The sequence below is a fragment of the Achromobacter sp. genome (assembly GCF_050285585.1).
Classification (GTDB): Bacteria; Pseudomonadota; Gammaproteobacteria; order Burkholderiales; family Burkholderiaceae_B; genus Achromobacter.
This window is the reverse complement of sequence record NZ_JBLZXF010000009.1, coordinates 150,154-176,387: the sequence shown is the minus strand read 5'-3', so window position 1 is coordinate 176,387 and position 26,234 is coordinate 150,154. Positions and strand designations below refer to the sequence as shown.

Sequence of the window (26,234 nt, the reverse complement as noted above, 5' to 3'; positions counted from 1 at the left end):
AGTACAATCAGGCCCCTATAAGTCACCCCAAGGGCGGTCCAAGGCCAGTTTGGTCAGCGCGTAGAGTTGGGGCTGTGATCCAGCTTCCTGACGCATTGACCAAACTCGCTTTCATTCCATTGTAAAAGGTGACTTCAATGTCGTATGTTGTTTTGTTCGAGCAGCTCCGCATGACGGACGTGGACTCGGTAGGAGGCAAGAACGCATCACTAGGCGAAATGATCAGTCAGCTGTCTGGCGCGGGCGTCCGCGTGCCGGGCGGCTTCGCCACGACCGCGGATGCCTTCCGCGACTTCCTCAAGGCCTCCGGCCTGGACAAGCGCATCGCTGAGCGCTTGAGCACGCTGAACCCCGAAGACGTCCGCGAGCTGGCCAACGCCGGCGCGCAGATCCGCCAATGGATCGTCGAGGCGCCGTTCTCGGCCGAATTCGAAAAGCAGATCCGCGACGCCTTCGCCAAGCTCGACGCCGACGGCAAGGGCTCGTTCGCCGTGCGCTCGTCCGCAACCGCGGAAGACCTCCCGGACGCCTCGTTCGCCGGCCAGCAGGAAACCTTCCTGAACGTTGTTGGCATCGACGACGTGCTGGACAAGATCCGCCACGTGTTCGCTTCGCTGTACAACGACCGCGCCATTTCCTACCGCGTGCACAAGGGCTACGCCCACGCCGACGTCGCCTTGTCGGCCGGCATCCAGCGCATGGTGCGTTCCGACAAGGGCAGCGCCGGCGTCATGTTCACCATCGACACCGAATCGGGCTTCCAGGACGTGGTGTTCATCACTTCGTCGTACGGCCTGGGCGAAACCGTGGTGCAGGGCGCCGTCAATCCCGACGAGTTCTACGTCTTCAAGCCCACGCTGGCCCAGGGACATTTCCCGATCGTGGGCCGCCGCATCGGCTCCAAGCTGATCAAGATGGAATTCGACCCGGAGCGTCCGGAAGGCCGCGCCGTGCGCACCGTGGACGTGCCCGTATCCGAGCGCAACCGCTATTCGCTGACCGACGACGAGGTCAACGAACTGGCCCGCTACGCCGTCATCATCGAAAAGCACTACGGCCGTCCCATGGACATCGAGTGGGGCCGTGATGGCGTGGACGGCAAGATCTACATCCTGCAGGCGCGTCCGGAAACGGTGAAGTCGCAGCAGGGCGCCGCCGACGTCCAGCAGCGCTACCGCCTGAAGGCCACCGGCCAGGTCCTGATCACCGGCCGCGCGATCGGCCAGAAGATCGGTTCGGGCCCCGTGCGCGTGGTCGGCGACATCTCCGACATGGACAAGGTCCAGCCGGGCGACGTGCTGGTCACCGACATGACGGATCCCAACTGGGAACCCGTGATGAAACGCGCCTCCGCGATCGTGACGAACCGCGGCGGCCGTACCTGCCACGCGGCCATCATCGCGCGCGAGCTGGGCATCCCGGCCGTCGTGGGCTGCGGCAATGCCACCGACGTGCTGAAGGAAGGCCAGGCCGTGACCGTGTCCTGCGCGGAAGGCGACGAAGGCCGCATCTATGACGGCCTGATCGAGACCGAGGTGGAGGAAGTGCGCCGCGGCGACATGCCCGCCATCGATCTGAAGATCATGATGAACGTGGGCAATCCGCAACTGGCCTTCGATTTCGCCCAGATCCCCAACGGCGGCGTCGGCCTGGCGCGCCTGGAATTCATCATCAACAACAACATCGGCATCCACCCGAAGGCGGTGCTGGACTACCCGAACGTGGACGGCGAACTGAAGAAGGCCGTGGAATCGGCCGCCCGCGGCCATGCCAGCCCGCGCGCCTTCTTCGTCGAGAAGATGGCCGAAGGCGTGGCCACCATCGCGGCGGCGTTTTACCCCAAGCCCGTGATCGTGCGCATGTCGGACTTCAAGTCCAACGAGTACCGCAAGCTGGTCGGCGGTTCGCGCTACGAGCCCGAGGAAGAGAACCCCATGCTGGGCTTCCGCGGCGCGTCGCGCTATATCGCCGAGGACTTCGCCGAGTGCTTCCGCATGGAATGCGAAGCGCTGAAGAAAGTGCGCGACGAGATGGGCCTGACCAACGTCGAAATCATGGTGCCGTTCGTGCGCACGCTGGGCCAGGCCGAGCGGGTGGTCAACCTGCTGGCCAAGCACGGTCTCGCCCGCGGTGAAAACGGCCTGAAGCTCATCATGATGTGCGAAGTGCCGTCCAACGCCATCCTGGCCGACGAGTTCCTGCAGTATTTCGACGGCTTCTCCATCGGCTCGAACGACATGACCCAGCTGACGCTGGGCCTGGACCGCGATTCGGGCATGGAGCTCCTGGCCGCCGACTTCGACGAACGCGACGAAGCCGTGAAGTTCATGCTGCGCCGCGCGATCAAGGCTTGCCTGGCCGCCAACAAGTACGTGGGCATCTGCGGCCAAGGCCCCAGCGACCACCCCGACTTCGCGCAATGGCTGAAGGACGAGGGCATCCTGTCGATGTCGCTCAACCCGGACACCGTTGTCGATACGTGGCAGCGCCTGGCCAAGAACTGATCGGATTCCCGATGTGAAAAAACCGCGCCCGGGAGGGCGCGGTTTTTTTTGTCGCCGGGCGGCAAGCGGGCGCAGCCTTCTAGGCCGCCAGGGCCTCCCGCGCGATCAGTTCCCGCTTGCGGTCTATCCCCCAGCGGTAGCCGGCCAGCGAGCCGTCGGTGCGCACCACCCGGTGGCAGGGGATGGCCAGGGCGATATTGTTGGTGGCGCAGGCGCGGGCCACGGCGCGCACGGCGCGGGGCGAGCCGATGCGTTCGGCGATGTCGGCATAGGTGGCCGTCTCGCCCACCGGAATTTCGCGCAGCGCTTCCCAGACCCGGCGCTGGAAGGCGGTGCCGCGCACGTCCAGGGGCAGGTCCAGGCCTCGCGACGGGTCTTCGACGAATCCCACGACGGCCGCCACCCAGCTTTCGAAGCGCGCGTCGGCCCCGATCAGCCGCGCTGCCTTGAAGCGGTCCTGCAGATCCCGGACGAGCTGTTCCGGATCTTCGTGCAAGGCGATCTCGCAGATGCCCGTGTCGCTGGCGGCCACCAGCAGCGCGCCCAGGGAGCATTGGGCGACCGCGAAACGGATATCCACGCCCGCGCCGTTCTTGCGAAAGGCGGTGGGCGTCATGCCCAGGATGGCGGGCGCGGCTTCGTAGAAGCGCCCGCTGGAATTGAAGCCGGCGTCGTACATGGCGTCGGTCACGCTGGCGCTTTGCCCGAGCTGCTGCCGGGCGCGGTTGGCGCGCAAGGCGGTGGCGTAGGCCTTGGGGGTGATGCCCGTGGCCGCCTTGAACACGCGGTGGAAATGGAAGCGGCTCATGCCGGCCTGCTCGGCCAGGGTGGCCAGGTCCGGCGGCTGCTCGGATTCCAGCGCGCGGCAGGCGCGCTCGACGGCGGCGGCGTGCTGTTTGCTCAAAGAGGCGGCGGCGTGATTCATAAGGGACTCCTGACAGTGCGCAGGCGGTGCGCTTGACTGCATCGTCTCAAGGCTTGCCGCGCGCCGCACTCCGGTTGTTGCGCGGGCCCGCGCCCTAGGCGGGCGCGTAGGCGTCCAGGAAGCGGCGCAGCAGGCTGCCCGCCACCGGGGTGGCGCGCACATTCGCGGACAGGCCCGGCACGTCCAGGTTTTCGGCGGCGTACCGGCGCCCGTAGCGTTCCAGGTGGGCGAGGATGAAGTCGGGGCCGAACTCCGGATGGAACTGGGTGGAGAACACGTTGCGGCCGATCCGGATCATCTGGTGCCCGTCCAGGTCCGAGCGCGCCAGCACGGCGGAGCCGGGCGGCGCCTGCAGCACGGTCTGCGCATGCAGCATCTGGGCCGGGAAGGTGGGCGGAAGACCCTCCAGCAGCTTGTCGCCGGTGGCGGGCGGCAGCAGCTCCACCGTTTGGGTGCCGACTTCGCGGCCCGCCGGGTTGTAGCCCACCTTGCCGCCCAGGGCGTGAGCCAGCAACTGGTGGCCGTAGCAGACGCCGAACATGGGCAGTCCGGCGGCGGCGGCCTCGCGCAGCCAGGCGGCCGTGTCTTCGCTCCAGGGCTCCTTGTCGGTCACCATGGCGGGCGAGCCGGTGATCAGCGCCGCGCGGTAGCTGGAGGGCGGGCGCGGCCTCTGGCCCGCGTGCACCGCCACGATTTCCATGTCGTCGGGCGCGAGGCCCGCGGCCTGAGCGAGTTGGTCGGCATAGCCGCCGAACTGGCTTTTGAGCGTATCGTCCGGGTCGCCGGTATGCAGGATCAGGACGGGAAGGGCGGAAGGTATTGCGGTCATTGGGGGGCTTTGCGTAAGAGGCGCGGGCGCCGGGACCTGGAGGAACGGCGCCGCAAGCACACATCATAATCCAGCGCCATTGTCCTTGAAGCGCGGCGTCTTCACCGTTGCGTCCCGGAAATACGTACAATCCGGCACAGGGACTCATCCTTACGGGCGAACGACAACTATGTGGATATGGCTGGGACTGGCCGCGCTGGCCCTGATCGGCGAATTGGCGACGGGAACGTTCTATTTGCTGCTGGTGGCCCTGGGGCTGGCGGCCGGCGGCGTGGCCGCCTGGTTCGGCGCGGGCCTCGAATGGCAGCTCGTGGCCTGCGGCGTGGTGCTGCTGCTGGGTCTGCTGGTCCTGCGCAAGACCCGCGTCCTGAAGAAGCGCGAAGTCGATTCGGCCCGCAACGCCGACGTCAACCTGGACATCGGCCAGACCGTCTCGGTCGAGGCCTGGTCCGAAAACGGCACGGCGCGCGTGTGGTACCGCGGAGCGCACTGGCAGGCCGAGCTGGCCCGCGGGCAAGCGCCGCTGGCCGGCGAACAGATCATTACCGAAATGCGCGGCTCGATCCTGGTGCTGACCCCAAAGGGCACGCCCGGCTCGGCATGAGCAGGGCCGGCCCGCCGCGGGCGAGGCCGGCGGCAGGCGCCCATGCCGCCCAGGCGGGCCCTGCGAACGTACTTACCAGAAGAAGAGGCTCCGAATGATGATAGATACTTCCACCATCGTCCTGCTTGTCGTCGTCGCGCTGGCGATACTGATCGTCATCAAGGCGATCGCCATCGTGCCCCAGCAGCACGCCTGGGTGGTCGAACGCCTGGGCAAATTCGACCGGGTCCTGTCTCCGGGCGCGGGCTTTGTCATCCCGTTCATCGAGCGCGTTTCGTACAAGCATTCGCTCAAGGAAATCCCGCTGGACGTGCCCAGCCAGGTCTGCATCACGCGCGACAACACGCAACTGCAAGTCGACGGCGTGCTGTACTTCCAGGTGACGGACCCGATGCGCGCGTCCTACGGGTCGTCGAACTACATCTCGGCCATCACGCAGCTCGCCCAGACCACGCTGCGCTCCGTCATCGGCAAGATGGAACTGGACCGTACCTTCGAAGAGCGCGACTCCATCAACAGCAACATCGTTTCGTCGCTGGACGAGGCCGCGCTGAATTGGGGCGTGAAGGTCCTGCGCTACGAGATCAAGGACCTGACCCCGCCCAATGAGATCCTGCGTTCGATGCAGGCGCAGATCACCGCCGAACGGGAAAAGCGCGCCCTGATCGCCGCGTCGGAAGGGCGGCGCCAGGAACAGATCAACATCGCCACCGGCGAGCGCGAAGCCGCGATCGCCCGTTCGGAGGGCGAGAAGCAGGCGCAGATCAACCAGGCCCAGGGCGAGGCCGCGGCCGTGCTCGCGATCGCCGAGGCCACCGCCAAGGCCATCACGCAGGTCGCGGACGCGGTGCGCCAGCCGGGCGGCATGGAAGCCGTGAACCTCAAGGTGGCCGAGCGCTACGTCGAGGCTTTCGGCAACGTGGCCAAGGAAGGCAATACGCTGATCCTGCCGGCCAACCTGTCCGACGTGGGCGGTATGATCGCCTCCGCCATGACCATCGTGAAGTCCACCCGGAACAGCTGACAACCGCGCCCGCCGGCGCCCGCAAGATGATCGCTCCCGTTAACTTGCTTTTGGTGGCAGCGCTGGCGGGAGTGTTGGCGCTGTGCGTGCTCGGATCGCTGGCCCGCAGCGGCATGGCGGGCATCAAAGAGGCGATAAGCGCCAATCTGCTGACGCTGCTGGCATTTGGCGCCTTCGCGTTCCAGGCCACCGACGCGCCTCTGTTTCTGTCGGTGATCCTGGCCAATACGGCCGTCGCCCTGGCCCTGTGCGCGTACTATGCGGGCCTGTGCAGGCTGGTCGGCCGCCCCGTGCCCCGGCATCTCATGGCGCTGGCCTCGGGGGCGGCCCTGCTGGTGCTGGCCGCCTACACGTACATCGAGCCGCGGGTCGAGACGCGCATGGTGGCCATGTCGGCGCTCATGACCGGCTTCATGCTGGCCGTGGGCGTCACCGTGGGGCATGGCATGCCGATGAACCGGTCGCGCTACAGCTACCATTTCGTCCGCGTGGTGGCGTTCGTGTCAGCCTCGGTGTGCGCCGCGCGGGCCGTGGTCTATCTGCTCGGCATCGCCGAGCCGCAGGCGCTGTTGCTGCCCACCGCCTGGAATATCGCGTTCATGACGCTGGGCGTGCTGACCATGCCATGCCTGACCCTGGGCACCATCATGATCATCCACGACCGGATGCTCGCGGACCGCGAGCAGGAGGCGAACACGGACTTCCTGACAGGCCTGATGTCGCGCAAGGCCTGGTGGCTGCAGGCCGAGCGCTATTGCGCCCAGGCGCTGCGCACGCGGCGCCCGCTGGCGATGCTGCTGCTGGACATCGACCATTTCAAGCGCATCAACGATACCCACGGCCATGCGGCCGGAGACGCCGTGCTGCGCCATTTCGGCCTGCTGGCGACCGCCACGCTGCGCACGGGCGACCACGTGGGCCGCGTGGGCGGAGAGGAGTTCGCCGTGCTGTTCCCGGACCTGCGCAGCGACGCGGTGATGGAGGTGGCGGACCGTCTGCTGGACTCGGTGCGGCGCACGCCGTGCTCGCACGGCGGCAGCACCATTTCGTACACGTTCAGCGCGGGGGTGACGGATTGGGTGCCTGGAGAGAACCTGCAGGCGTTCTTCGAGCGGGCGGACCGCAAGCTCTATGCGGCGAAGGCGGCGGGGCGCAACGGGATCGCAGGGCCGGGAACGGACCTGGAGCGCCAGCCGCAGCCCGTGGCCGCGTGAATCAGTCGTCCTTGCCCTTGCGGGGGGCGCGGGTGTCGTGCTTCATCATGCGCTCTTTCTCGCGCTGCCAGTCCTTTTCGCGGGCGGTGTCGCGCTTGTCGTACAGTTTCTTGCCGCGGCCCAGCGCGAAATCCAGCTTGATGCGCCCGTTCTTGTAGTGCAGATTGAGCGGCACCAGCGTGTAGCCGCGCTGCTCGACCTTGCCGATGAGCTTGCTGATTTCCTCGGCCTTGAGCAGCAGCTTGCGCGTGCGCATGGCGTCGGGGTGGATGTGGGTGGAGGCCGTGGGCAGGGGGCTGACGTGCATGCCCAGCAGGTAGAGCTCGCCATCGCGCACGATGACGTAGCTTTCCTTGAGCTGCACGCGGCCATCGCGGATCGCCTTGACTTCCCAGCCTTGCAGAACAAGGCCGGCCTCGTAGCGGTCTTCGATGAAATAGTCGTGCGTGGCCTTGCGGTTGTCGATAATGCTCATAAAGCCCTTGTGCCTGGGGGCCGCGCGCGGTGGCTGGGCGTATTCTGGCCCCAGGTCGTGTTGTGCCGGTAAAATCGTGCCATTCTAGCCATTTGCGATAGTCGATGCACAAAGTACAACGATCCGTCCTGGTGCCGTACAGCGCCGCCCAGATGTTCGATCTGGTCGCCGACGTGGAGAAGTACCCCGAGTTCATGCCGTGGTGCGGCGGCGCCGAGGTGCAGACCCGGGACGAGCACGGCATGCAGGCTTCCATCCTGATCAGTTTCGCGGGGATGAAGCAGCGCTTCACCACGCGCAATACCCATGCCTATCCCGACCGGATCGACCTGGAACTGGTCGACGGCCCGTTCTCCAGCCTGGTCGGGCATTGGGAGTTCCAGGCGCTTGCCGAAGACGCCTGCAAAGTGCTCTTCACCATGGAATACGCGTTTTCCAACCGGGCGCTCGAGATGGTGGTGGGGCCGGTGTTCAACCGCATCGCCACCAGTTTCATCGATTCCTTCACCAAGCGCGCGCAGGCCAAGTATGGCGAATGAGCCGTCCCCGGCGCGGCAGTTGAGCGTAAGCGTCTGCTACGCCTTGCCCGGCCACGTCTGGATGCGCGAGCTGCGCCTGCCCGAGGGCGCCACCGTGGCGGACGCGCTGGCGGCCAGCGGCTTTGGCGATGCCTTCCCGGTGGTGCGCCCCTGGGAGCGCGGCGTGGGCATTTTCGGACGCGCCACCGAACCCGGGGCCGTGCTGGCCGACGGGGATCGCGTGGAGGTCTACCGGGGCCTGACGTTCGACCCCAAGGAATCGCGCCGCCGCCGCGCGGAGCACCGCCGCGCCAAGACGGCCAGGAACGGGCGCATCCGCCCGGCCGGCCTGCTGTAGGCGGCCAGCCCCGGTGGAAACCCGGGGAAACATTGTCGCGGGTAAGACAAATCGTGCCGGCGCTTCGGGCGTAACATAAACGTCGTTACGCATTTACGTTTACGTCAACGTCATGCCAAAATCGGCATGCTGGCGTTCACGAGACGGCAGCAACGCCAACAGACAATACCGACTACAACAGGAGACAGGCTGTGGACTTGGAACTGACCGACGAACAGCGCGCTTTCGCGCAGGCCGCGCGCGACTACGCGGAGGGCGAGCTCGCTCCCCACGCCGCGCACTGGGACGCCGAAGGCATCTTCCCGCGCGAGGCCTTCGCCCGCGCGGGCGAGATGGGCTTCTGCGCCATCTACGCCAGCGAGGACATCGGCGGCTTGGGCCTGCCGCGCCTGGACGCCACCCTGGTGTTCGAGGAGATGGCGGCCGTCGATCCCTCCACCACGGCCTTCCTGACGATTCACAACATGGCGACCTGGATGGTGGGCAAGTGGGGGCAGCCGGGGCTGCGCGAGGCCTGGGGACCTTTGCTGGCCAGCGGCCAGAAGCTCGCCTCGTACTGCCTGACCGAGCCCGGCGCGGGCTCCGACGCCGCCTCCCTGTCCACGCGCGCGCAGCGCGACGGCGATGACTACATCGTCAACGGCGCCAAGGCGTTCATCTCGGGCGGCGGCGACACGGACCTGCTGGTGGTCATGGCGCGCACGGGAGGCGAAGGCGCCAGCGGCATCAGCGCGTTCGCCATTCCCGCGGACAGCGAAGGAATCGGCTACGGGCGCAAGGAAGAGAAAATGGGCTGGAACAGCCAGTCCACCCGTCCCATCACGTTCGAGAACGTCCGCGTGCCGGCCGCCAACATGCTGGGCAAGGAAGGCGAAGGCTTCAAGATCGCGATGAAGGGCCTGGACGGCGGCCGCATCAATATCGGCACCTGCTCGGTGGGCGCGGCGCAGGGCGCGCTGGACGCCGCCCGGCGCTACATGGACGAACGCAGGCAGTTCAACCGGCGTCTGGCTGAATTCCAGGCGCTGCAATTCAAGCTGGCCGACATGGCCACGCATCTGGTGGCGGCTCGCCAGATGGTGCGCCTGGCGGCGTGCAAGCTGGACGCGGGCGCGCCAGACGCGGCGACCTACTGCGCGATGGCGAAGCGCTTCGCCACCGACATGGGTTTCCAGATTTGCCTGGACGCGCAGCAGATCCACGGCGGCTATGGGTACTTGCGGGACTATCCCTTGGAGCGTCTGGTGCGCGATACTCGCGTTCATCAGATTCTGGAGGGAACCAACGAGATCATGCGAGTGATCATTTCCCGCCAATTGTTGGAAAAAGGAGCCGACATAAGATGAACGCACCGGTGCTGTTCGAAGAAAAAACCGCTGCCAATGGAATGCGCTTCGGGATCGCGACGCTGAATTCGCCGCAGACCCTCAATGGCCTGTCGCTGGACATGGTGGACTTGCTGGCCGCGCAGCTGGATACCTGGGCGAACGACCCGGGCGTGGCCCTGGTGGTCCTGCAGGGCGCGGGCGAGAAGGCGTTCTGCGCCGGCGGCGATCTGCACGGGCTCTATCGCAGCATGCGCGAGAACGCGGGCAAGCCCGGCTGGAGCAATGCCTACGCGCGGCGCTTCTTCGAGCACGAATACCGGCTGGACTACCGCATCCACAGCTATCCCAAGCCCGTGCTGTGCTGGGGCCATGGCATCGTCATGGGCGGCGGGATCGGCCTGATGATGGGCGCCAGCCACCGGGTGGTCAGCGAGTCTTCGCGGCTGGCAATGCCCGAGGTCACGATCGGCCTGTTTCCCGACGTCGGGGGCAGCTGGCTGCTCAACCGCATGCCGGGCCGGATCGGACTGTTCCTGGCGCTGACCGGCGCCCACATGAACACGGCCGACGCCTTTTTCGCGGGCCTGGCGGATTTCCGCCTGAATCACGCGGACTGGCCCAAGCTGCTCGCCTCGCTTGAGGAGCAGCCCTGGGCCGGCCAGGCGGCCGGCGCGTCCGAAGACGCCATCCCCCCGCGCTCGATCAACGACGGCCTGCTGCGCCGCGCGCTGGCGGCGCTGGAACCGCAGACCCCGCTCGAAGGCGGCAACCTGCGCCAGCACTCCTTCCTGATCAACAGCCTGTGCAGCGGCAACCGGCTGGACGACATCTACGAAGAGCTGGCCGCGTTGAAAGACCACGAGGATCCCTGGCTGGCGCGCGCGGCGTCGACGATGCTGGCGGGCTCGCCGGGTTCGGTGCGGCTGTCGTTCGCGCTGCAGCAGCGCATGCGCCTGCGTTCGCTGGACGACGTGTTCCGCGCCGAATACATCGCGGCGCTGGCCTGCACCGCGCATGGCGATTTCGCGGAGGGCATCCGCGCGCTGCTGATCGACAAGGACAAAAAGCCGCGCTGGAATCCCGCGGTGATGGACATGGCCACCGACGCCTGGGTGCAGAAGTTCTTCGACGAACCCTGGCCCGAAGGCGAGCCCCATCCGCTCGCGGACCTGGGCAAGGAAGGGCGTTAGCCCGTCCGGGGCGGCGCCGGCGCCCATTACGCAGTACACGATGATTCCATACCTACAGCATTGGCAACAGGAGACAAGACATCATGAGCAGTATCGCGTTTATCGGATTGGGCAACATGGGCGCGCCCATGGCATTGAACCTGGTCAAGGCCGGCCATAGCCTGACGGTCTTCGACCTCGTGCCGGCGGCCGTGAAAGGGCTGACCGACGCTGGCGCCAAGGCCGCCGCCTCCGCCGCCGAGGCGGTCAAGGGCGCCGAGGTGGTGATTTCCATGCTTCCGGCCAGCAAGCACGTCGAAGGGCTGTACCTGGGCGAAGACCTGCTGGGCAAGATCCCGTCCTCCGCGCTGGTCATCGAATGCAGCACCATCGCGCCGGATTCGGCGCGCAAGGTGGCCCAGGCCGCCGAGTCGCGGGGCATCTCCATGATCGACGCGCCCGTCTCGGGCGGCACGGGCGGGGCGGCCGCCGGCACGCTGACGTTCATTGTCGGCGGCCAGGCCGCGGCGCTGGAACGCGCCCGCCCGGTGTTGGAAAAAATGGGCAAGAACATCTTCCACGCCGGCCCGGCGGGCGCCGGCCAGGTCGCCAAGATCTGCAACAACATGCTGTTGGGTATTCTGATGGCCGGCACGTCCGAGGCTTTGGCGCTGGGCGTGGCCAACGGCCTGGATCCCAAGGTGCTGTCGGACATCATCGCCAAGAGTTCCGGCCGCAACTGGGCGACCGAGCTCTACAACCCCTGGCCCGGCGTGATGGACCATGCGCCGGCGTCCAAGGGCTACGCGGGCGGCTTCGGCGTGGATCTGATGCTCAAGGACCTGGGCCTGGCGGCCGAAGCGGCGCTGTCGACCCGGGCCTCGATCCCGCTGGGCGAGCTGGCGCGCAACCTCTATTCCCTGCATAGCGCGGGCGGGTCGGGCAGGCTGGATTTTTCCAGCATCGTCAACCTCGTCAAGCGCGAGCAGGACTGACATGGCGCCCATCCTGGCATCGGAGGACGCGGCCTCGCGGGTCAAGAGCAGTTTCGACCGGCAAAGCATCATGGCCCTGCTGGGGGCGGGGCTGGACGTGGTGGAGCCGGGGCGCGTGGACATCGTCCTGCCGTACCGCGCCGACCTCTGTCAGCAGAACGGCTTCCTGCATGCCGGCATTTCCACCACCATCGCGGACAGCGCGGGCGGCTATGCCGCCTACACGCTGTTCGAGCCGGGCGAGGACGTGCTGACCTCGGAATTCAAGATGAATTTCCTGGCGCCCGCCAAGGGCGAGCGCTACGTCGCCAGCGGCCGCGTGGTCAAGCCCGGCAAGCGCCTGTCGATCTGCCAGGTCGAGGTGCACGCCTATGAAGGAGAGCAGGCCACCCTTTGCGTGATAGGCTTGCTTACCGCGGTGCGCGTGACGCCGCGCTGAACCCCGCCGCGCGGCGGGTCCGTCCACCGGGGCGGGCCCGCCGCGCGGTTTGTCGCGCGTAGCATGGGTAGCTGGCAATGCCTCCTAGAGAACATCATCGGATTTTCCGCAGCAACTGGCTGCGCGCGGCCGTGCTCGGCGCAAACGACGGCATCGTATCGACGGCCAGCCTGATCACCGGCGTCGCGGCCGCGCAGGCCACGCATGGCGCCATCCTTACCTCGGGGCTGGCGGGGCTGGTGGCCGGGGCGCTGTCGATGGCGGCCGGGGAGTACGTGTCGGTGCGGTCGCAGGCCGATACCGAGGCCGCGGACCTGCGGCTGGAGCAGCGGTCGCTGAAGCGCAATTCCACCGAGGAACTGGCCGAACTGATCGATATCTACGTGGGGCGGGGCCTCACTCGGGACCTGGCGACGCAGGTGGCGAGCCAGTTGACCAGCCACGACGCGCTCGATGCGCATGCCCGCGATGAGCTGGGCATTTCCATACACAACCGCGCGCGGCCGGTGCAGGCCGCGGTGGCGTCGGCCGCATCGTTCGCAGGCGGCGCGGCGCTGCCGCTGCTGGTGGCCGCGCTGGCGCCCGTGCCGCAACTGATCGGCTGGGTCATCGGCGCGTCGGTGGTCTGTCTGGCAGGGCTGGGCGCCCTGGCCGCGGGGGCCGGCGGCGCGCCCAAGGGGCCCGCCGCGCTGCGCGTGACGATCCTGGGCGCCCTGGCGATGGCGGCGACCACCGCCGTGGGCGCGCTGTTTGGGGTGGCGGTCTAGGATGAGCCGGCCTGCACGCGGCCGCGTGCAGGAGCCGCAGGCAAGTTCAGGGCGTGATGGAGTAGGGCAGCGGGGCGGCCGAAATGCGCGGCCCGTCGGCGGCGCCCAGCCGCAGGTCGCCTTCCGGCAGCGCGGCCAACGCGGTTTCGAACAGCACCGACACCACGCCTTGTTCGCTGGCGGCATCCACGATGCGGCCGGTGGGCTCGCCGGGCTGCGAGGCATCGTACACGTCGACGCCGGCCAGGGGCGCGCCCTCGGTGGCCGCGTCGGCGATGGTGCCGTACGCCATGCGCCGTTTCACGGTGCCGCGGTAGTGGCTGCGCGCCACGACTTCCTGGCCGGGATAACAGCCCTTGGTGAAACTGACGCCCTCGATCAGGTCCAGGTTGACCGTTTGAGGGATGAAGACGTCCTGGGTGGCCGTGGTGATCCACGGAATGCCCGCGGCCAGATCGGCGGCATGCCATTGCGCGGCGGGCGCGAGCCCGAGCGCGCCGGCCAGCGGGGCCGCGTTTTCCAGCTGTGCGTCCGAGGCGATCCACCACCAGCGCAGGCGCGCATCGGCGGACGGCGCGGCGATCCAGGTGCCCGAAGGCAGGTCGGCGCGTTGCCAAGGCTTGCGAGGCAGGGGGCCGGCCGCGGCGTCCAGCGCGGCGGCCTGTTCGGCGGTGGCCAGCACGCCGGCCACGTGCAGCGGCGTGGCCGCCAGCTTGACCTTGGCGCGCAGCACGAACATCGACAGGCGCTTGATCAGGGCCTGGGCCAGGTCCTGGCGGACCAGGCCATAGAGGCGGGGCGCGTCGTCCGCATCTGCCGGCGCCGCGCGCCACATCACGAGAGTGGCCAGCAGGCGGCCCTTGGCCGTGCAGTAGCCGGCCAGCCGGGCGGCGTCGGCGGGCAGGCCGGTGACGTCCTGCGTCAGCTGGCCATGCAGGAAGGTCAGGGCATCGGCGCCGGAAGCGGCGAAGACCAGAAAATCGTCCAGCGGAGCGCATTGCGCGCAACCTTCGGCGCGCGCGGGGATCGAAGAATGGAAAGCATGCATGGCGGCGGTGTTATCGCGTCATCAAAGTGCAGATGATAGCCGCGTTCCCCTGCGCGCAGGGCCATGCCCCCGCCGGGCAAAGGGGCGGGCGGCGCGCTCCGACCCCTCTTTTGGCGCGACAGGCCCGCGCGATCAATTAAACTTCCACCACTTATGAAGAAGCGACTCAGTTTTTACGTCTTGTGGTTTGTCCTGCTCATCGTGCTGGCTGCCGCCGCGGCCGTGGGCGCCGCCTGGCACTGGATGCACAGGCCCATGCAGCTGTCGGCCGACAAGATCGATTTCGTGGTGGAGCCGGGCAGCAGTCCGCGCACGGTCGCGCGCGTGCTGAACGAGGCCGGCGTGCCGGTGTGGGAGCCTGGTTTCGTGTGGATGGCGCGGTTGTCCGAGCTGGACAAGCAGATGAAGGCCGGCGGTTACCAGGCGATCAATGGGGATACGCCCTGGCGTCTGCTGGAGCGGCTGGCCCGCGGCGACATGACGCAGCGGCAGATCACCTTCCTGGAGGGCTGGACCTACCGGCAGATCCGCCAGGCGCTGCGCGCCAATCCCGACGTCAAGCAGACGCTGGGTGACGTCACGGACGAGGAACTCATGGAGCGCCTGGGCTCCAGCATCAAGCATCCCGAAGGGCTGTTCTTTCCCGATACGTACATCTTCACGCCGGGCAGCACCGATTTCGACCTGTTGCGGCGCGCGTACGAGGAAGGCCAGCGCATCCTGGACGATACCTGGGCCAAGCGCCAGCCGGATCTGCCCGTGAGCACGCCTTACGAAGCGCTGGTGCTGGCCTCGATCATCGAAAAGGAGACGGGCCATGGGCCGGACCGCCGCCGCGTGTCCGGCGTGTTCACCAACCGCCTGAAGGTCGGAATGCTGTTGCAGACGGACCCGACGGTGATCTACGGCATGGGCGAGGCCTATCAGGGGCGGATCCGCAAGCGCGACCTGCAGACGGATACCCCCTGGAATACCTATACGCGGCCGGGCCTGCCTCCCACACCCATCGCGGCGGCCGGCAGGGCGGCGCTGCTGGCCGCGGTGCAGCCGGAACAGCACAAGTTCCTCTTCTTTGTTTCCCGAGGCAACGGCACCAGCGAGTTCTCGGTCAGCCTGTCCGAGCACAATCGCAACGTATCCCGCTACATCCTCGGGCAGGGGCAGAGTTCGGGCGCGGCGCAGGGCCGCAGTCCCGCGGCTCCCGCCCCGGCGCCCGTCTCGCCTCCGGCGCCGGCCGACGAGCAGGGCCCATCGCCGGCACAAGCACAAGGACAAGACCAATGACCTCGCGTGGACGTTTCATTACGCTGGAGGGCGTCGACGGCGCGGGCAAGAGCACGCACACCGTCTGGATCGCCGACTTCCTGCGCGCGCGGGGCCTGGACGTGGTTTCTACCCGCGAGCCCGGCGGCACGCCGCTGGGCGAAAAGCTGCGCGCCTTGCTGCTGACGGACCCGATGGGGCTGGATACCGAAACCCTGCTGATGTTCGCGGCCCGCTGCGAACACCTCCGCCAAGTGATCGAACCGGCGCTGGCGCGCGGAGCCTGGGTCGTGTGCGACCGCTATACCGACGCTTCCTACGCCTACCAGGGCGGCGGCCGCGGTCTGGGCGCCGAGCGCGTCGCCGTGCTGGAAGACTGGATGCAGGCGGGCCAGCCCGACCGCACCTGGCTCTTCGACGTGCCGCTCGAAGTGGCCAGGGCGCGGCTGGCCGACGCGCGCGAGCCCGACCGCTTCGAACGCGAAGGCGCGGCCTTCTTCGAACGCACCCGCGCGGCCTATCATGCGCGCGCCGCCGCCAATCCGGACCGGATCCGCATCGTCGATTCCACGCGCTCCATCGCCGAGGTGCGCGCCGGGCTCGAGGCGGGGCTGCGCGAACTCCTGGGGCAGGGCGCATGAACGCGGCCCGTTCCTCCGAGAGCGCCCAGCCGGCCGCGCCCGGCGGTTCGTCCGGCGCGCCGCAATTTCTTCCGTGGCAGAGGGAGACCGCGCGCGCGTGGCTGGGCAACCGCGACCGTTTCGCCCACGCCTGGCTGGTGCATGGCCTGGCCGGCATCGGCAAGCTGGATTTCGCCATCGCGGCGGCGGCAAGCCTGCTGTGCGAAACCCCCGAGAACGGCCTGGCCTGCGGACACTGCGCCGCATGCGCCTGGTTCGCCAGCGGCAACCATCCCGACCTGCGCCGCATCCGGCCGGAGGCCGTGGCGCTGGAAGAGGGGGCGGACGCCGCCGAGTCCGCCGAAGATGCCGAGCCGGCGGCCGGCACGACCAAGCGCGCGCCGTCCAAGGAAATCCGCATCGACCAGATCCGTTCGCTGGAATCCTGGTTCAACACCGCCACGCACCGTGGCGGCTGGCGCGTGGCGCTGCTATATCCGGCCCATGCCCTGAACGTGGTGTCGTCCAACGCTTTGCTCAAGGTGCTGGAAGAACCGCCGCCCCACACGGTCTTCCTGTTGGTGGCCGATGCCCCGGACCGTCTGTTGCCGACCTTGGTGTCGCGCTGCCGGCGTCTGCCGCTGCCCGCCCCGGATCCGGACACCGCCTTGCGATGGCTGCGGGAGCAGAACGTCGAGCCCGCCCGGGAATGGCTCGCGGCGGCGGGCGGGGCCCCGCTGGCCGCGCTGCGTCTGGCGCAGTCGGGCGAAGCCGCGTGCCCGCCCTGGCTGTCGCAACTGGTGGGGCCGCTCGCGAACGGGCAGGCGCCCGACGTGGGCACCCTGGCCGAGGCGCTGGAGAAAGTCGCGGCCGGCGAATGGATCGATGCTCTGCAACGGCTGTACACCGACCTGATGCTGGCCGGCGCCGGGGCGCCCGCGCGCTATTTCCCGTCCCTGGCCGGCGGTGTCGCGCAAATCGCCGCGCGCATGAACGCGGCGCGGGTGGCCGAGTCCGCGCGCTGGCTCACCAAGCAGCGCGCGCTGGCCACGCACCCCCTGAATGCGAAGCTGTTCGCCCACGCTGCCCTGCAACGCGTGGTGCTATCCTGCCAAGCGTAAGCCCTTGATCCGACGGCGCTCTGCCCGCGGGCGGGCAGGGCGCCGCGGCACTTTCATCCCGATTCAATATGTACGTCGATTCCCACTGCCATTTGAACTTCCCGGAGCTTGCCGCCGATCTGCCGGCGATTTTCGACCGGATGGCCGCCAACCAGGTAACGCACGCGCTGGTCGTCAGCGTCAACATGCCGGAATGGCCCTCGCTAATGTCGCTGGTCGAGCCGCAGGCGAACCTGTGGGCCTCGGTGGGCGTCCACCCCGACTACGAAGATACGCCTGATCCCACGGCGCAGGAGCTGACCCGCCTGTCCGCGCATCCGAAGGTCGTGGCCATCGGCGAAACCGGGCTGGACTACTACCGCCTGTCGGAGCCGCTGGACTGGCAGCGGGAGCGTTTCCGCCGCCATATCGGCGTCGCGCGCGACACGGGCCTGCCGCTGATCGTGCATACGCGCGCCTCCGCCGAAGACACGGTCCGCATGCTGCGGGAAGAGAAGGCGGCCGAGGTCGGCGGCGTGATGCACTGTTTCACCGAGAACTGGGACGTGGCGCAGGCCGCGCTGGATCAGAATTTCTATATTTCGCTGTCGGGCATCGTCACGTTCAAGAACGCGCAGGTGGTGCACGAAGTGGCCGCGAAGGTGCCGCTGGACCGGCTGTTGATCGAAACCGATTCGCCGTACCTCGCGCCCGTGCCATACCGCGGCAAGCTGAACGATCCGTCCAAGGTGATACACGTGGCCGAGAAGATCGCGGACCTCCGCGGCATTCCGGTGGCGGAAGTCGCACGCGCTTCAACTGATAATTTCTTCCGTCTTTTCAATAAGATAAAGAAATAATCGAAAGTAATTTATTTAAAGTGAATTCTAGAATGCTCATGGCTTTCCGTCTCGCTACCGCCCGCAGGGCCGTGTTGTCGTGTTGCCGGGGCGCGCTCGTGGCAGCCGCCGTCGGGCTGGCCGCGCCCGTCTCGCAGGCCGCCAACCCCGCCGATTGGTGGGTCTATGTGGCCAACGACTATCCGGACGACATCCAGGATCTGCTCAAGCAGGGGGCGGACCCCAACGTGCGCTACAAGAACGGCCAGCCCGCGTTGATGCGCGCGGTGGCCGACGGCGCCTGGAAAGTGTTCGACGTGATCGCGGCCGACAAGCGCACCGATGTGAACGCGGAGAACCCCGCCGGCGAGACGCCGCTGATGTATCTGGCGATCGCGGGCCAGACGGAAAGGGCGAAAAAACTGATTGCGCGCGGCGCGCAGGTCAATCGGCTGGGGTGGACGCCGCTGCACTATGCCGCCTCGAAGGGGCAGGTGGAGATGGCGCGCCTGCTGCTGGCGCAGCATGCCATGCCCAACGCGCCCGCGCCCCACGGCGAGACGCCCCTGATGATGGCGGCGTTGTCGGGCCGCAAGCCCATGGTGGAGCTGTTGCTGAAGGCCGGCGCGGACGTGGGCACGCGCGATACCAAGGGCCAGACCGCCGCGGACTGGGCGCGCACCGGCAAGTCGGTGGCGCTGGCGGCCGAACTGGACACGCTGATCGCCCGGCAGGAAGAAGCCCATCGCAAGCGCCGGGCGGGGGCTCCCGCCGATTCGGCCACGGGAGCCGCGGAGCCGGCGGCCGTGCCCGCGACGGTTCCGGCGGCCGAGGCCCAGGCTCCCGCCGCGGCGCCGTCCTCGTCCGTGAAGGGAGTGTCCGGCCTGAAACTGAACGATTACGACGAGCCCGCCGCCCCGTGAGGGCGGAGGGCGGGGCGCCCGCCCGGGCGCCCCGCCTGCCGCCGATCCATGGTTCCGCGCCTTCGGGCGCTTTTTTTATGCCCGCTTTTTGGGGTTTTCCCCAGTTATTCTCAATATTCGGGAATAAAAAGCTTGAACAACACCATAAATTGATAATCTGCGCTCCGTAAATTGGGAGCCAATATTGAAAGCGGATCAATCAGTCGGGGCGGGCGCAGACCGCGTGCTGTACGTGCTGGCCACCCTGGCCCGGCATGACGGCCCGCTCAGCATCGCCGCGTTGGCTGAAGAGACCGGGCTGGCGCAAAGCACGCTGTACAGGCAGGTGGCCTTGCTCAAGCGCTGGGGATTCGTCGCCGAGCACGACGGCGAGTACGGGCCCGGTCCGCTTTGCGTGCAACTGGCCTGGGGATTCGACCAATCTTCGTTCCTGATCCACGAAGCCCAGCCAGACATGGCCGCGCTCGCCATGGCCTCGGGAGAAACCATCGGGCTGCTGGTGGCGGTCAAGGACCAGGCCGTGTGCCTGGATATGGTCGAAAGCCAGCATCCGCTGCGCTGCTCCTTCACCAAGGGCCGCGGCCTGCCGCTGGCGCGCGGGGCCTCCGCCAAATCGCTGCTCGCCTTCATGCCGCTGGCCCGGTTGCAGGCCGCGCTGGCCTATCTCGCGTCCGAAGCCGGGGTGGACCCGGCCAGGCTGGGCAAGGAACTGGATGCGATCCGCGAGCAGGGCTATGCCGTGACCGACAGCGAGGTCGACGCCGGCGTCTGGGGCGTCAGCGTGCCGATCTTCCAGCGCGCCAACCAGGCCGTGGCCTCGATCACCTTGATGGCTCCCTCCACGCGGGCGGCCCAGCGGCCCGACGCCTTGATCGAGATGACCGTGGCGGCCGCCCGGCGCATCTCGTCGAAACTGCAGGTGCATTGATTCCGCAGGCCCCGGCCGTTCACGTTTTCCCAGAATTCCACGCTGTATCCGCACCCAACCGATCGCAGTATCCCTTTTCCATAGGATCCATCATGACCACTCGCCGCACACTGCTGACCGCCGCCCTCACGCTGGGCCTGGCCTGGACCGCCGGTTCCGCGCACGCCCAGGAAACCATCCGCGCCGTCACCGACGCCACCTTCCCGCCGATGGAGTTCGTCAAGGACGGCAAGCGCACCGGCTTCGACATCGAGCTGGTCGAAGCCCTCGCCGGCGCGATGGGCAAGAAGGTCGAATGGATCGATATCGACTTCAAGGGCCTGATTCCCGCCCTGCAGGCCGGCCGCGCCGATATTGCGGTGTCCGCCATCTACATCACGCCCGAGCGCGCCAAGGTGGTGGATTTCACCGATCCCTACTACGCGGGCGGCTTGGTCGTCATGACGAAGAAGGATGGTCCGGTCAAGACGCTGAAGGACCTGGACGGCCGCAAGGTGTCGGTGCAGGTCGGCACGAAGTCGGTCAACTACCTGAAAGAGCACTACCCGTCGGTGCAGCGCGTGGAAGTCGAGAAGAACCAGGAGATGTTCAACCTGGTGCAGATCGGCCGCGCCGAAGCCGCCGTGACGGGCAAGCCCGCCGCCAAGCTGTTCGCGCAAAGCACGCAGGACCTGACCGTGCTGAGCGAGCAGATCACCACCGAGGACTATGGCATCGCCGTGCCCAAGAACAAGCCCGAACTGACCCGTGAGCTGAACGCCGCGCTTCAGAAGCTGAAGGCCGACGGCAGCTACCAGGCCATCGTGAACAAGTGGTTCGAGGCGCCCGCGAAATGAACCTGGATTTTTCCCCCGTCTTCGCCGACTTCGGCGCGCTGATGAACGGCGCGGCGGTCACCGTGGAAGTGACCGCCGGGGCGTTGCTGCTGGCCTGCGTCATCGGCCTGCTGGTCGGCGTGGGCCGGCTCAATCCGCGCCGCTACGTCATCTACAACCTGTGCAGCCTCTATCTGCTGCTGTTCCGCGGCACGCCGCTGCTGGTGCAGCTCTTTATCTGGTTCTTCGGCCTGCCGCATTTCGGGATCACGCTGCCGGCGTTCGCCTGCGGCGTGCTGGGCCTGGGCATGTATTCGGGCGCCTACGTGTCGGAAATCGTGCGGGGGGCAATCCAGTCGGTGGACCGCGGCCAGACGGAGGCGGCCCGCTCGCTGGGCATGTCCTCGGGCCAGGCCATGCGCATCATCGTGCTGCCGCAGGCCATCGTGCGCATGATCCCGCCGTTGGGCAACGAGTTCATCGCGCTGATCAAGAATTCGGCCCTGGTGTCGCTCTTGACCATCCATGACCTGATGCACGAAGGGCAGAAAATCATCAGCGTGTCGTATCGCTCGCTGGAAACGTATCTGGTGGTGGCGCTGATCTATCTGGTCCTGACCACGGTCACGATGTTGGTGTTGCGCAAGGTGGAACATCGCCTGCGCGCGGGAGGGATGGTGCAATGAACGCCGCGACGAACCGGGCCGCGGGCCCGCAAGAAATGATCCGCATCCGCGGCCTGCAGAAATCCTACGGCGACCATGCCGTGCTGCGCGGGATCGATTTCGACGTGCTGCCTTCGCAGGTGGTGGTGGTGATCGGGCCCAGCGGCTCGGGCAAGAGCACCTTGCTGCGCTGCTGCAACGGGCTGGAAGTGGCCCAGGCGGGCACCGTGGACATCTGCGGCCAGACCTTGCTGGACCACGGCCAACTGCTGCCCGAGGCCGAATTGAACCAACTGCGCATGCAGGTGGGCATGGTGTTCCAGGGCTTCAATCTGTTCCCGCACCTGTCGGTGCTGGACAACGTCACGATCGGTCCGCGCAAGCTGCGCGGCATGGGCCGCGACGAGGCCAATGCGCTGGCGGCCGATCTCCTGGCCAAGGTCGGCCTGGGCCAGAAGATGTCGGCCATGCCGGCCAGCCTGTCCGGCGGCCAGAAGCAGCGCGTGGCGATCGCCCGCGCCTTGGCCATGCAGCCCAAGGTCATGCTGTTCGACGAGCCGACCTCGGCGCTGGATCCGGAACTGGTGGGCGAAGTGCTGCAGGTCATGAAGCTGCTGGCCCGCGAAGGCATGACCATGATGGTGGTGACGCACGAAATGGGCTTCGCCCGCGACGTGGCCGACGTGGTCGCCGTGATGGACGGCGGCGTGATCCTGGAGTCCGGCTCGCCCGAGGTGATCTTCAGCCAGCCGCGCGAGCCGCGCACCCGCGAATTCCTGCAGGCGGTGCTGAGCGCAACGCCGGGAGCGGCGGCATGAGCGCGGGGCAATTGGACAGGGGCCTGTGGAAGGCGCGCGACGACAGCGCGGAGCAGGGCGATACGCGTCGCCTGGCGCATATCGTCGAGGCGGCCGCCGGACAGGTCCAGGCGGGCGAGGCGGTGCTGCTGGGCTTTGCCTGCGATGCCGGCGTGGCGCGCAACCAGGGTCGCGTCGGGGCCGCCGGCGGCCCCGCGGGCATCCGGAAATTCCTGGCGGGATTGCCCGCCCATGGCCTGACGCGCCTGCTGGACGCGGGCGACGTCGCATGCGACGGCGACCTGCTCGAGGATGCCCAGGAACGCTTGGGCCTGCGCCTGGCCGAGCTGATGGAGCAGGGCGCCCGTCCGGTCGTGCTGGGCGGCGGACACGAGATCGCCTGGGGCAGCTTCCAGGGCCTGGCCCGCTGGCTGCAGGCGGGCGGCGGCGCCGGCCCCGTGCTGGTGCTGAACCTGGACGCGCATTTCGACCTGCGCACCGGGCGGCCCGGCAGCTCCGGCACGCCGTTCGACCAGATCGCCCGCCATTGCGAAGAGCGCGGCCAGGCCCTGCAATACGCCTGCCTGGGCGTGTCGCGCCTGGCAAATACCCCCGCGCTGTACGCCCGGGCGGCCGAGATCGGGGCGTTCTGGGTCGAGGACCGCGATATGCAGGAGCGCCACCTGGAGGCCCGGCTGGCCGACGTGGACGTCCTGCTGGCGGGGGCGGCCCACGTTTACCTGACGATAGACCTGGATGTGCTGCCCGCGGCGGTCATGCCCGGCGTCTCGGCGCCCGCGCCTTACGGGGTGCCGCTGGCGGTGATCGAAGACATCGTCCTGCGGGTAAAGGCCAGCGGCAAGCTGCGCCTGGCCGACATGGCGGAGTACAACCCGCGCTTCGACGTGGATGGCCATGGCGCCCGCGCGGCGGCGCGCCTGGCCTGGCAATTGCTTTCCCCCTGACCGGCGACGGCTCGGGGCGGGGCGAAAAAGGGCGGCTTTCCTTGGGGGAAGCCGCCCTTTTTCATGCCTGGAAGGACGAGTCCCGCTTATGGGCGATGGGCTGGACGCTTGCCGGGCCCCGGCTTAGGATAGGGCCAGCAGTAGGGCCGGCTTGCGACCCGTCAGGTGCCCGCAACATTTATACGTCCCCATTTAAATATTTTTATTTTAAATTGGGGACGCTATATTTTTCACGGATAAAATGGCGCAACTTAGTCAGGAGAGCATGCTCATGTCTCAAACTCCCACCCACGCCTTGCCGTCGTATCTGAACGCCGATGATCTCGGCCCCTGGGGTAATTACCTGCAACAAGTCGATCGGGTCACCCCGTATCTCGGTTCTTTGGCGCGGTGGGTCGAAACCCTGAAGCGTCCGAAGCGTTCGCTGATCGTCGACGTGCCGATCGAACTCGACAACGGCAGCATCGCGCACTTCGAGGGCTATCGCGTCCAGCACAACACCTCGCGCGGCCCCGGCAAGGGCGGCGTGCGTTTCCACCAGGACGTCACGCTCTCCGAAGTGATGGCGCTGGCGGCCTGGATGTCGATCAAGAACGCCGCGGTGAACCTGCCCTACGGCGGCGCCAAGGGCGGCGTGCGCGTCGATCCGCGCAAGCTGTCGCAATCCGAGATCGAGCGCATGACGCGCCGCTACACCTCGGAGATCGGCGTCATCATCGGCCCGTCCAAGGACATTCCCGCTCCTGACGTGAACACCAACGCCCAGACCATGGCCTGGATGATGGACACGTACTCCATGAACGAAGGCGCCACCGCCACCGGCGTGGTCACGGGCAAGCCGATCGCGCTGGGCGGCAGCCTGGGACGGGTCGAAGCCACGGGCCGCGGCGTGTTCGTCGTGGGCTGCGAGGCCGCCCGCGACCTCAACATCGACGTGTCGAAGGCGCGCGTGGTCGTGCAGGGCTTCGGCAACGTGGGCGGCACCGCCGCCCGCCTGTTCCATGAAGCGGGCGCCAAGGTCATCGCCGCGCAGGACCACACCGGCACCGTGCACAACGCCGAAGGCCTGGACGTGCACAAGCTCATCTCGCACGTGTCGCAGCACGGCGGCGTGGGCGGTTTCTCCGGCGGCCAGGCCATGGACAAGAGCGAGTTCTGGACGCTGGAGACCGAATTCCTGATTCCGGCCGCCTTGGAAAGCCAGATCACCGCGGAAAACGCGCCCAAGGTGCGCGCGAAGATCGTGGTGGAAGGCGCCAACGGCCCGACGACTCCGGAAGCGGACGATATCCTGGCCGAACACGGCGTCTATGTGGTGCCCGACGTGCTGGCCAACGCCGGCGGCGTGACGGTCAGCTACTTCGAGTGGGTGCAGGATTTCTCCAGCTTCTTCTGGAGCGAGGACGAAATCAACCAGCGCTTGGAACGTCTCATGCGCGAAGCCTACGCGGCGGTGTCGCAGGTGGCCCGCGAGCACAAGGTCACGCTGCGCACGGCGGCGTTCATCGTCGCTTGCACGCGGATCCTGCAAGCGCGCCAGGTGCGCGGCCTGTATCCCTGATATCCGATTCGGCGGCGGGTCTTGGACGCGCCGCCGAGGAGGCAAGGAGACAAAAACGAAAATCGCCCCGCAAGGGGCGATTTTCATGGGCCGCCGCAAAGGGGCCGGGGCCGGCCGGGCCGCCGGCATGCCAATATTGCAGCGATGCGGGCGCGGCCATTTTTCATGCGCGTGTCGGCCGGCGCCACAACGCGCCCCGGTTTTCCCGACCAGGGAAAATCCCGTCTTGCTTTTCACGAATTGAAACATTGCATCCCTAGAATCCGTTCCTGCCATGTGCCGGGCGCGCCGTTCGCGATTCGAGCCCACCGGCCCATGTCTGTTCAATCAACGGGAATTTGCAATGAAAAAGACTTTGTTCGCCACCGCCATCCTGGCCACGTTCGGCGCAGCGGCGCAGGCGGAAACCTCGGTGACGCTGTATGGCCTGATCGACACCGGCGTGGGCTACCAGCGCATCAAGGGCGACAACTACCATGAATCCAAGGTTGGCATGGTCAACGGCGTGTCCAGCGGTTCGCGCTGGGGCCTGCGCGGCGCCGAGGATCTGGGCGACGGCCTGAGCGCCGTGTTCACGCTGGAAAGCGGCTTCAATTCGGGCAACGGCCAATCGGGCCAGAGCAGCCGCCTGTTCGGCCGCCAGGCCACGATCGGCCTGAAGAGCAATTCGTGGGGCTTGCTCGAGCTGGGCCGCCAGACCAACATCGCGTCGAAGTACTTCGCCGCGATCGATCCGTTCGGCGGCAGCTACGGCCAGGCCAACGTGGGTGTCGCCTTCAGCGCCGCCAACACGGTCCGCTACGACAACATGGTGCAGTACTCGACGCCGTCGTTCGGCGGCGTGCAGTTCGGCGTCGGCTACTCGTTCAACGCGTCGGACACGACCTCCGCGCAGACCGGCTTCAAGACGGCCGACAACACGCGCGCCATCACGACTGGCCTGCGCTACGTGAACGGCCCCTTGAACCTGGCCGTGACGTACGACCAACTCAACCCGGCCAGCCAGCTGGATACGGACGCTACCCCCAAGTCCTGGATGGTGGGCGGTTCGTACGACTTCGAAGTGCTGAAGCTTGCGCTGGCCTATGGCCAGACGCGCGACGGCTGGTTCACGGGCCAGGGCGCCAACGCCTTCGGCAGCGGCAGCCCCGAAGCCAAGGGCTTCGGCACCAACGTGGCCGTTTCGGGCTTCAAGGCCAGCTCCTACCTGGTCGGCCTGAGCGTGCCGCTGGGCGGCGCCAGCAACATCCTGGCCTCGTGGCAGCGCGCCGATCCGGACAGCGACGCCCTGACCGGCGACGACGCCACCATGAACGTCTACAGCCTGGGCTACACCTACAACCTGTCCAAGCGCACCAACCTGTACGCCCTGGGTTCGTATGCCACCAACTTCGCGTTCGTCGACGGCGTGAAGAGCACCGTGGCGATGGTGGGTATCCGCCACCGCTTCTAAAGCGCGGGCATGAGCGGGCGGCGCGCAAGCGCCGCCCCTTGCGCCGAGCCGCGGTTGCACTGAGCGGATTGGGCGTCTTACCCGGCCACAGACGCGAAAAAGGCGGCC

The 26,234-nt window shown here is 67.4% G+C and carries 27 protein-coding genes; 23 read left to right on the top strand and 4 right to left on the bottom strand.

Annotated features, from left to right (window positions below):
• Positions 1-137 precede the first annotated feature (137 nt).
• Positions 138-2,504 (top strand): phosphoenolpyruvate synthase, encoded by a 2,367-nt coding sequence (ppsA, locus tag ACN6PJ_RS15090; RefSeq protein ID WP_427996673.1) that lies wholly within the window; start codon positions 138-140, stop codon positions 2,502-2,504.
• A 79-nt stretch (positions 2,505-2,583) separates the two neighbouring features.
• On the opposite strand, the gene ACN6PJ_RS15085 is transcribed toward ppsA, so the two are convergent.
• Together ACN6PJ_RS15085 and ACN6PJ_RS15080 are read right to left on the bottom strand one after the other, a co-directional pair.
• Positions 2,584-3,429, bottom strand: a complete 846-nt coding sequence (locus ACN6PJ_RS15085) for a bifunctional transcriptional activator/DNA repair enzyme AdaA (protein ID WP_427996672.1) — start codon at positions 3,427-3,429, stop codon at positions 2,584-2,586.
• Positions 3,430-3,523: 94 nt separating this feature from the next.
• Positions 3,524-4,258 (bottom strand): glutamine amidotransferase, encoded by a 735-nt coding sequence (locus ACN6PJ_RS15080; RefSeq protein ID WP_427996671.1) that lies wholly within the window; start codon positions 4,256-4,258, stop codon positions 3,524-3,526.
• A 169-nt stretch (positions 4,259-4,427) separates the two neighbouring features.
• Between ACN6PJ_RS15080 and ACN6PJ_RS15075 the strand changes: the two genes are divergently transcribed.
• The 3 genes from ACN6PJ_RS15075 to ACN6PJ_RS15065 all read left to right on the top strand — a co-directional run bounded on the left by ACN6PJ_RS15075 (position 4,428) and on the right by ACN6PJ_RS15065 (position 7,100).
• Positions 4,428-4,862: an NfeD family protein gene (locus tag ACN6PJ_RS15075; protein ID WP_427996670.1), complete on the top strand. Its 435-nt coding sequence runs from the start codon at positions 4,428-4,430 to the stop codon at positions 4,860-4,862.
• A 97-nt stretch (positions 4,863-4,959) separates the two neighbouring features.
• A complete protein-coding gene (locus ACN6PJ_RS15070; protein ID WP_043542871.1) occupies positions 4,960-5,886 on the top strand; it encodes an SPFH domain-containing protein in 927 nt (308 codons plus the stop codon).
• A 26-nt stretch (positions 5,887-5,912) separates the two neighbouring features.
• Entirely contained in the window at positions 5,913-7,100 is a 1,188-nt protein-coding gene (locus ACN6PJ_RS15065; RefSeq protein WP_427996669.1) for a GGDEF domain-containing protein, read from the top strand.
• A gap of 1 nt (position 7,101) precedes the next feature.
• On the opposite strand, the gene smpB is transcribed toward ACN6PJ_RS15065, so the two are convergent.
• Positions 7,102-7,575 carry an SsrA-binding protein SmpB gene (gene smpB / locus ACN6PJ_RS15060; protein ID WP_427996668.1) on the bottom strand — a complete coding sequence of 158 codons (474 nt, stop codon included), beginning with the start codon at positions 7,573-7,575 and terminating at the stop codon, positions 7,102-7,104.
• A 104-nt stretch (positions 7,576-7,679) separates the two neighbouring features.
• On the opposite strand from smpB, the gene ACN6PJ_RS15055 reads away from it, so the two are divergent.
• From ACN6PJ_RS15055 to ACN6PJ_RS15025, 7 genes are all read left to right on the top strand, one after another.
• Positions 7,680-8,114, top strand: coding sequence for a type II toxin-antitoxin system RatA family toxin (locus ACN6PJ_RS15055; protein WP_427996667.1), 435 nt, complete (start codon positions 7,680-7,682; stop codon positions 8,112-8,114).
• Complete coding sequence (locus ACN6PJ_RS15050; RefSeq protein ID WP_427996666.1) at positions 8,104-8,451, top strand: RnfH family protein; 348 nt, start codon at positions 8,104-8,106, stop codon at positions 8,449-8,451. The genes ACN6PJ_RS15055 and ACN6PJ_RS15050 overlap by 11 nt, the downstream gene beginning before the upstream one ends.
• Positions 8,452-8,642: 191 nt before the next feature.
• Complete coding sequence (locus ACN6PJ_RS15045) at positions 8,643-9,797, top strand: acyl-CoA dehydrogenase family protein (RefSeq protein WP_427996665.1); 1,155 nt, start codon at positions 8,643-8,645, stop codon at positions 9,795-9,797.
• Complete coding sequence (locus ACN6PJ_RS15040) at positions 9,794-10,969, top strand: enoyl-CoA hydratase/isomerase family protein (protein ID WP_427996664.1); 1,176 nt, start codon at positions 9,794-9,796, stop codon at positions 10,967-10,969. The genes ACN6PJ_RS15045 and ACN6PJ_RS15040 overlap by 4 nt, the downstream gene beginning before the upstream one ends.
• An 83-nt stretch (positions 10,970-11,052) precedes the next feature.
• Positions 11,053-11,943, top strand: coding sequence for a 3-hydroxyisobutyrate dehydrogenase (mmsB, locus tag ACN6PJ_RS15035; protein ID WP_427996663.1), 891 nt, complete (start codon positions 11,053-11,055; stop codon positions 11,941-11,943).
• Between the two features lies 1 nt (position 11,944).
• Positions 11,945-12,382, top strand: a complete 438-nt coding sequence (locus tag ACN6PJ_RS15030) for a PaaI family thioesterase (protein ID WP_427996662.1) — start codon at positions 11,945-11,947, stop codon at positions 12,380-12,382.
• Positions 12,383-12,459: 77 nt separating this feature from the next.
• Positions 12,460-13,149 carry a VIT1/CCC1 transporter family protein gene (locus ACN6PJ_RS15025; RefSeq protein WP_427996661.1) on the top strand — a complete coding sequence of 230 codons (690 nt, stop codon included), beginning with the start codon at positions 12,460-12,462 and terminating at the stop codon, positions 13,147-13,149.
• Positions 13,150-13,195: 46 nt separating this feature from the next.
• On the opposite strand, the gene ACN6PJ_RS15020 is transcribed toward ACN6PJ_RS15025, so the two are convergent.
• Complete coding sequence (locus tag ACN6PJ_RS15020) at positions 13,196-14,197, bottom strand: YgfZ/GcvT domain-containing protein (RefSeq protein ID WP_427996660.1); 1,002 nt, start codon at positions 14,195-14,197, stop codon at positions 13,196-13,198.
• A 153-nt stretch (positions 14,198-14,350) separates the two neighbouring features.
• Between ACN6PJ_RS15020 and mltG the strand changes: the two genes are divergently transcribed.
• From mltG to ACN6PJ_RS14960, 12 genes are all read left to right on the top strand, one after another.
• Complete coding sequence (gene mltG / locus ACN6PJ_RS15015) at positions 14,351-15,481, top strand: endolytic transglycosylase MltG (protein ID WP_427996659.1); 1,131 nt, start codon at positions 14,351-14,353, stop codon at positions 15,479-15,481.
• Positions 15,478-16,101: a dTMP kinase gene (gene tmk / locus ACN6PJ_RS15010; protein ID WP_427996658.1), complete on the top strand. Its 624-nt coding sequence runs from the start codon at positions 15,478-15,480 to the stop codon at positions 16,099-16,101. The genes mltG and tmk overlap by 4 nt, the downstream gene beginning before the upstream one ends.
• On the top strand, positions 16,098-17,201 hold the full coding sequence (holB, locus tag ACN6PJ_RS15005) for a DNA polymerase III subunit delta' (protein WP_427996657.1): 1,104 nt from the start codon (positions 16,098-16,100) through the stop codon (positions 17,199-17,201). Before tmk ends, holB begins: the two co-directional genes overlap by 4 nt.
• Positions 17,202-17,269: 68 nt before the next feature.
• Entirely contained in the window at positions 17,270-18,040 is a 771-nt protein-coding gene (locus tag ACN6PJ_RS15000) for a TatD family hydrolase (protein WP_427996656.1), read from the top strand.
• A 38-nt stretch (positions 18,041-18,078) separates the two neighbouring features.
• Positions 18,079-18,942 (top strand): ankyrin repeat domain-containing protein, encoded by an 864-nt coding sequence (locus ACN6PJ_RS14995; RefSeq protein WP_427996655.1) that lies wholly within the window; start codon positions 18,079-18,081, stop codon positions 18,940-18,942.
• A gap of 181 nt (positions 18,943-19,123) precedes the next feature.
• Positions 19,124-19,870: an IclR family transcriptional regulator gene (locus ACN6PJ_RS14990; RefSeq protein ID WP_427996729.1), complete on the top strand. Its 747-nt coding sequence runs from the start codon at positions 19,124-19,126 to the stop codon at positions 19,868-19,870.
• A gap of 92 nt (positions 19,871-19,962) precedes the next feature.
• Positions 19,963-20,706 (top strand): transporter substrate-binding domain-containing protein, encoded by a 744-nt coding sequence (locus ACN6PJ_RS14985; RefSeq protein WP_427996654.1) that lies wholly within the window; start codon positions 19,963-19,965, stop codon positions 20,704-20,706.
• Entirely contained in the window at positions 20,703-21,371 is a 669-nt protein-coding gene (locus ACN6PJ_RS14980; protein ID WP_427996653.1) for an amino acid ABC transporter permease, read from the top strand. The genes ACN6PJ_RS14985 and ACN6PJ_RS14980 overlap by 4 nt, the downstream gene beginning before the upstream one ends.
• A 35-nt stretch (positions 21,372-21,406) precedes the next feature.
• Positions 21,407-22,168 carry an amino acid ABC transporter ATP-binding protein gene (locus ACN6PJ_RS14975; RefSeq protein ID WP_427996728.1) on the top strand — a complete coding sequence of 254 codons (762 nt, stop codon included), beginning with the start codon at positions 21,407-21,409 and terminating at the stop codon, positions 22,166-22,168.
• Positions 22,165-23,112: a formimidoylglutamase gene (hutG, locus tag ACN6PJ_RS14970; protein WP_427996652.1), complete on the top strand. Its 948-nt coding sequence runs from the start codon at positions 22,165-22,167 to the stop codon at positions 23,110-23,112. The genes ACN6PJ_RS14975 and hutG overlap by 4 nt, the downstream gene beginning before the upstream one ends.
• A 271-nt stretch (positions 23,113-23,383) precedes the next feature.
• Positions 23,384-24,673 carry a Glu/Leu/Phe/Val family dehydrogenase gene (locus tag ACN6PJ_RS14965; RefSeq protein WP_427996651.1) on the top strand — a complete coding sequence of 430 codons (1,290 nt, stop codon included), beginning with the start codon at positions 23,384-23,386 and terminating at the stop codon, positions 24,671-24,673.
• A 343-nt stretch (positions 24,674-25,016) separates the two neighbouring features.
• Entirely contained in the window at positions 25,017-26,126 is a 1,110-nt protein-coding gene (locus ACN6PJ_RS14960) for a porin (RefSeq protein ID WP_427996650.1), read from the top strand.
• Positions 26,127-26,234: the final 108 nt, after the last annotated feature.

Excerpts from the sequence above, each read along its gene's own strand:
- ppsA (WP_427996673.1), top strand. The coding sequence starts at position 138 with ATGTCGTATGTTGTTTTGTTCGAGCAGCTCCGCATGACGGACGTGGAC.
- ACN6PJ_RS15085 (WP_427996672.1), bottom strand. The coding sequence starts at position 3,429 with ATGAATCACGCCGCCGCCTCTTTGAGCAAACAGCACGCCGCCGCCGTC.
- ACN6PJ_RS15080 (WP_427996671.1), bottom strand. The coding sequence starts at position 4,258 with ATGACCGCAATACCTTCCGCCCTTCCCGTCCTGATCCTGCATACCGGC.
- ACN6PJ_RS15075 (WP_427996670.1), top strand. The coding sequence starts at position 4,428 with ATGTGGATATGGCTGGGACTGGCCGCGCTGGCCCTGATCGGCGAATTG.
- ACN6PJ_RS15070 (WP_043542871.1), top strand. The coding sequence starts at position 4,960 with ATGATAGATACTTCCACCATCGTCCTGCTTGTCGTCGTCGCGCTGGCG.
- ACN6PJ_RS15065 (WP_427996669.1), top strand. The coding sequence starts at position 5,913 with ATGATCGCTCCCGTTAACTTGCTTTTGGTGGCAGCGCTGGCGGGAGTG.
- smpB (WP_427996668.1), bottom strand. The coding sequence starts at position 7,575 with ATGAGCATTATCGACAACCGCAAGGCCACGCACGACTATTTCATCGAA.
- ACN6PJ_RS15055 (WP_427996667.1), top strand. The coding sequence starts at position 7,680 with ATGCACAAAGTACAACGATCCGTCCTGGTGCCGTACAGCGCCGCCCAG.
- ACN6PJ_RS15050 (WP_427996666.1), top strand. The coding sequence starts at position 8,104 with ATGGCGAATGAGCCGTCCCCGGCGCGGCAGTTGAGCGTAAGCGTCTGC.
- ACN6PJ_RS15040 (WP_427996664.1), top strand. The coding sequence starts at position 9,794 with ATGAACGCACCGGTGCTGTTCGAAGAAAAAACCGCTGCCAATGGAATG.
- mmsB (WP_427996663.1), top strand. The coding sequence starts at position 11,053 with ATGAGCAGTATCGCGTTTATCGGATTGGGCAACATGGGCGCGCCCATG.
- ACN6PJ_RS15030 (WP_427996662.1), top strand. The coding sequence starts at position 11,945 with ATGGCGCCCATCCTGGCATCGGAGGACGCGGCCTCGCGGGTCAAGAGC.
- ACN6PJ_RS15025 (WP_427996661.1), top strand. The coding sequence starts at position 12,460 with ATGCCTCCTAGAGAACATCATCGGATTTTCCGCAGCAACTGGCTGCGC.
- ACN6PJ_RS15020 (WP_427996660.1), bottom strand. The coding sequence starts at position 14,197 with ATGCATGCTTTCCATTCTTCGATCCCCGCGCGCGCCGAAGGTTGCGCG.
- mltG (WP_427996659.1), top strand. The coding sequence starts at position 14,351 with ATGAAGAAGCGACTCAGTTTTTACGTCTTGTGGTTTGTCCTGCTCATC.
- tmk (WP_427996658.1), top strand. The coding sequence starts at position 15,478 with ATGACCTCGCGTGGACGTTTCATTACGCTGGAGGGCGTCGACGGCGCG.
- holB (WP_427996657.1), top strand. The coding sequence starts at position 16,098 with ATGAACGCGGCCCGTTCCTCCGAGAGCGCCCAGCCGGCCGCGCCCGGC.
- ACN6PJ_RS15000 (WP_427996656.1), top strand. The coding sequence starts at position 17,270 with ATGTACGTCGATTCCCACTGCCATTTGAACTTCCCGGAGCTTGCCGCC.
- ACN6PJ_RS14995 (WP_427996655.1), top strand. The coding sequence starts at position 18,079 with ATGGCTTTCCGTCTCGCTACCGCCCGCAGGGCCGTGTTGTCGTGTTGC.
- ACN6PJ_RS14985 (WP_427996654.1), top strand. The coding sequence starts at position 19,963 with ATGACCACTCGCCGCACACTGCTGACCGCCGCCCTCACGCTGGGCCTG.
- ACN6PJ_RS14980 (WP_427996653.1), top strand. The coding sequence starts at position 20,703 with ATGAACCTGGATTTTTCCCCCGTCTTCGCCGACTTCGGCGCGCTGATG.
- ACN6PJ_RS14975 (WP_427996728.1), top strand. The coding sequence starts at position 21,407 with ATGATCCGCATCCGCGGCCTGCAGAAATCCTACGGCGACCATGCCGTG.
- hutG (WP_427996652.1), top strand. The coding sequence starts at position 22,165 with ATGAGCGCGGGGCAATTGGACAGGGGCCTGTGGAAGGCGCGCGACGAC.
- ACN6PJ_RS14965 (WP_427996651.1), top strand. The coding sequence starts at position 23,384 with ATGTCTCAAACTCCCACCCACGCCTTGCCGTCGTATCTGAACGCCGAT.
- ACN6PJ_RS14960 (WP_427996650.1), top strand. The coding sequence starts at position 25,017 with ATGAAAAAGACTTTGTTCGCCACCGCCATCCTGGCCACGTTCGGCGCA.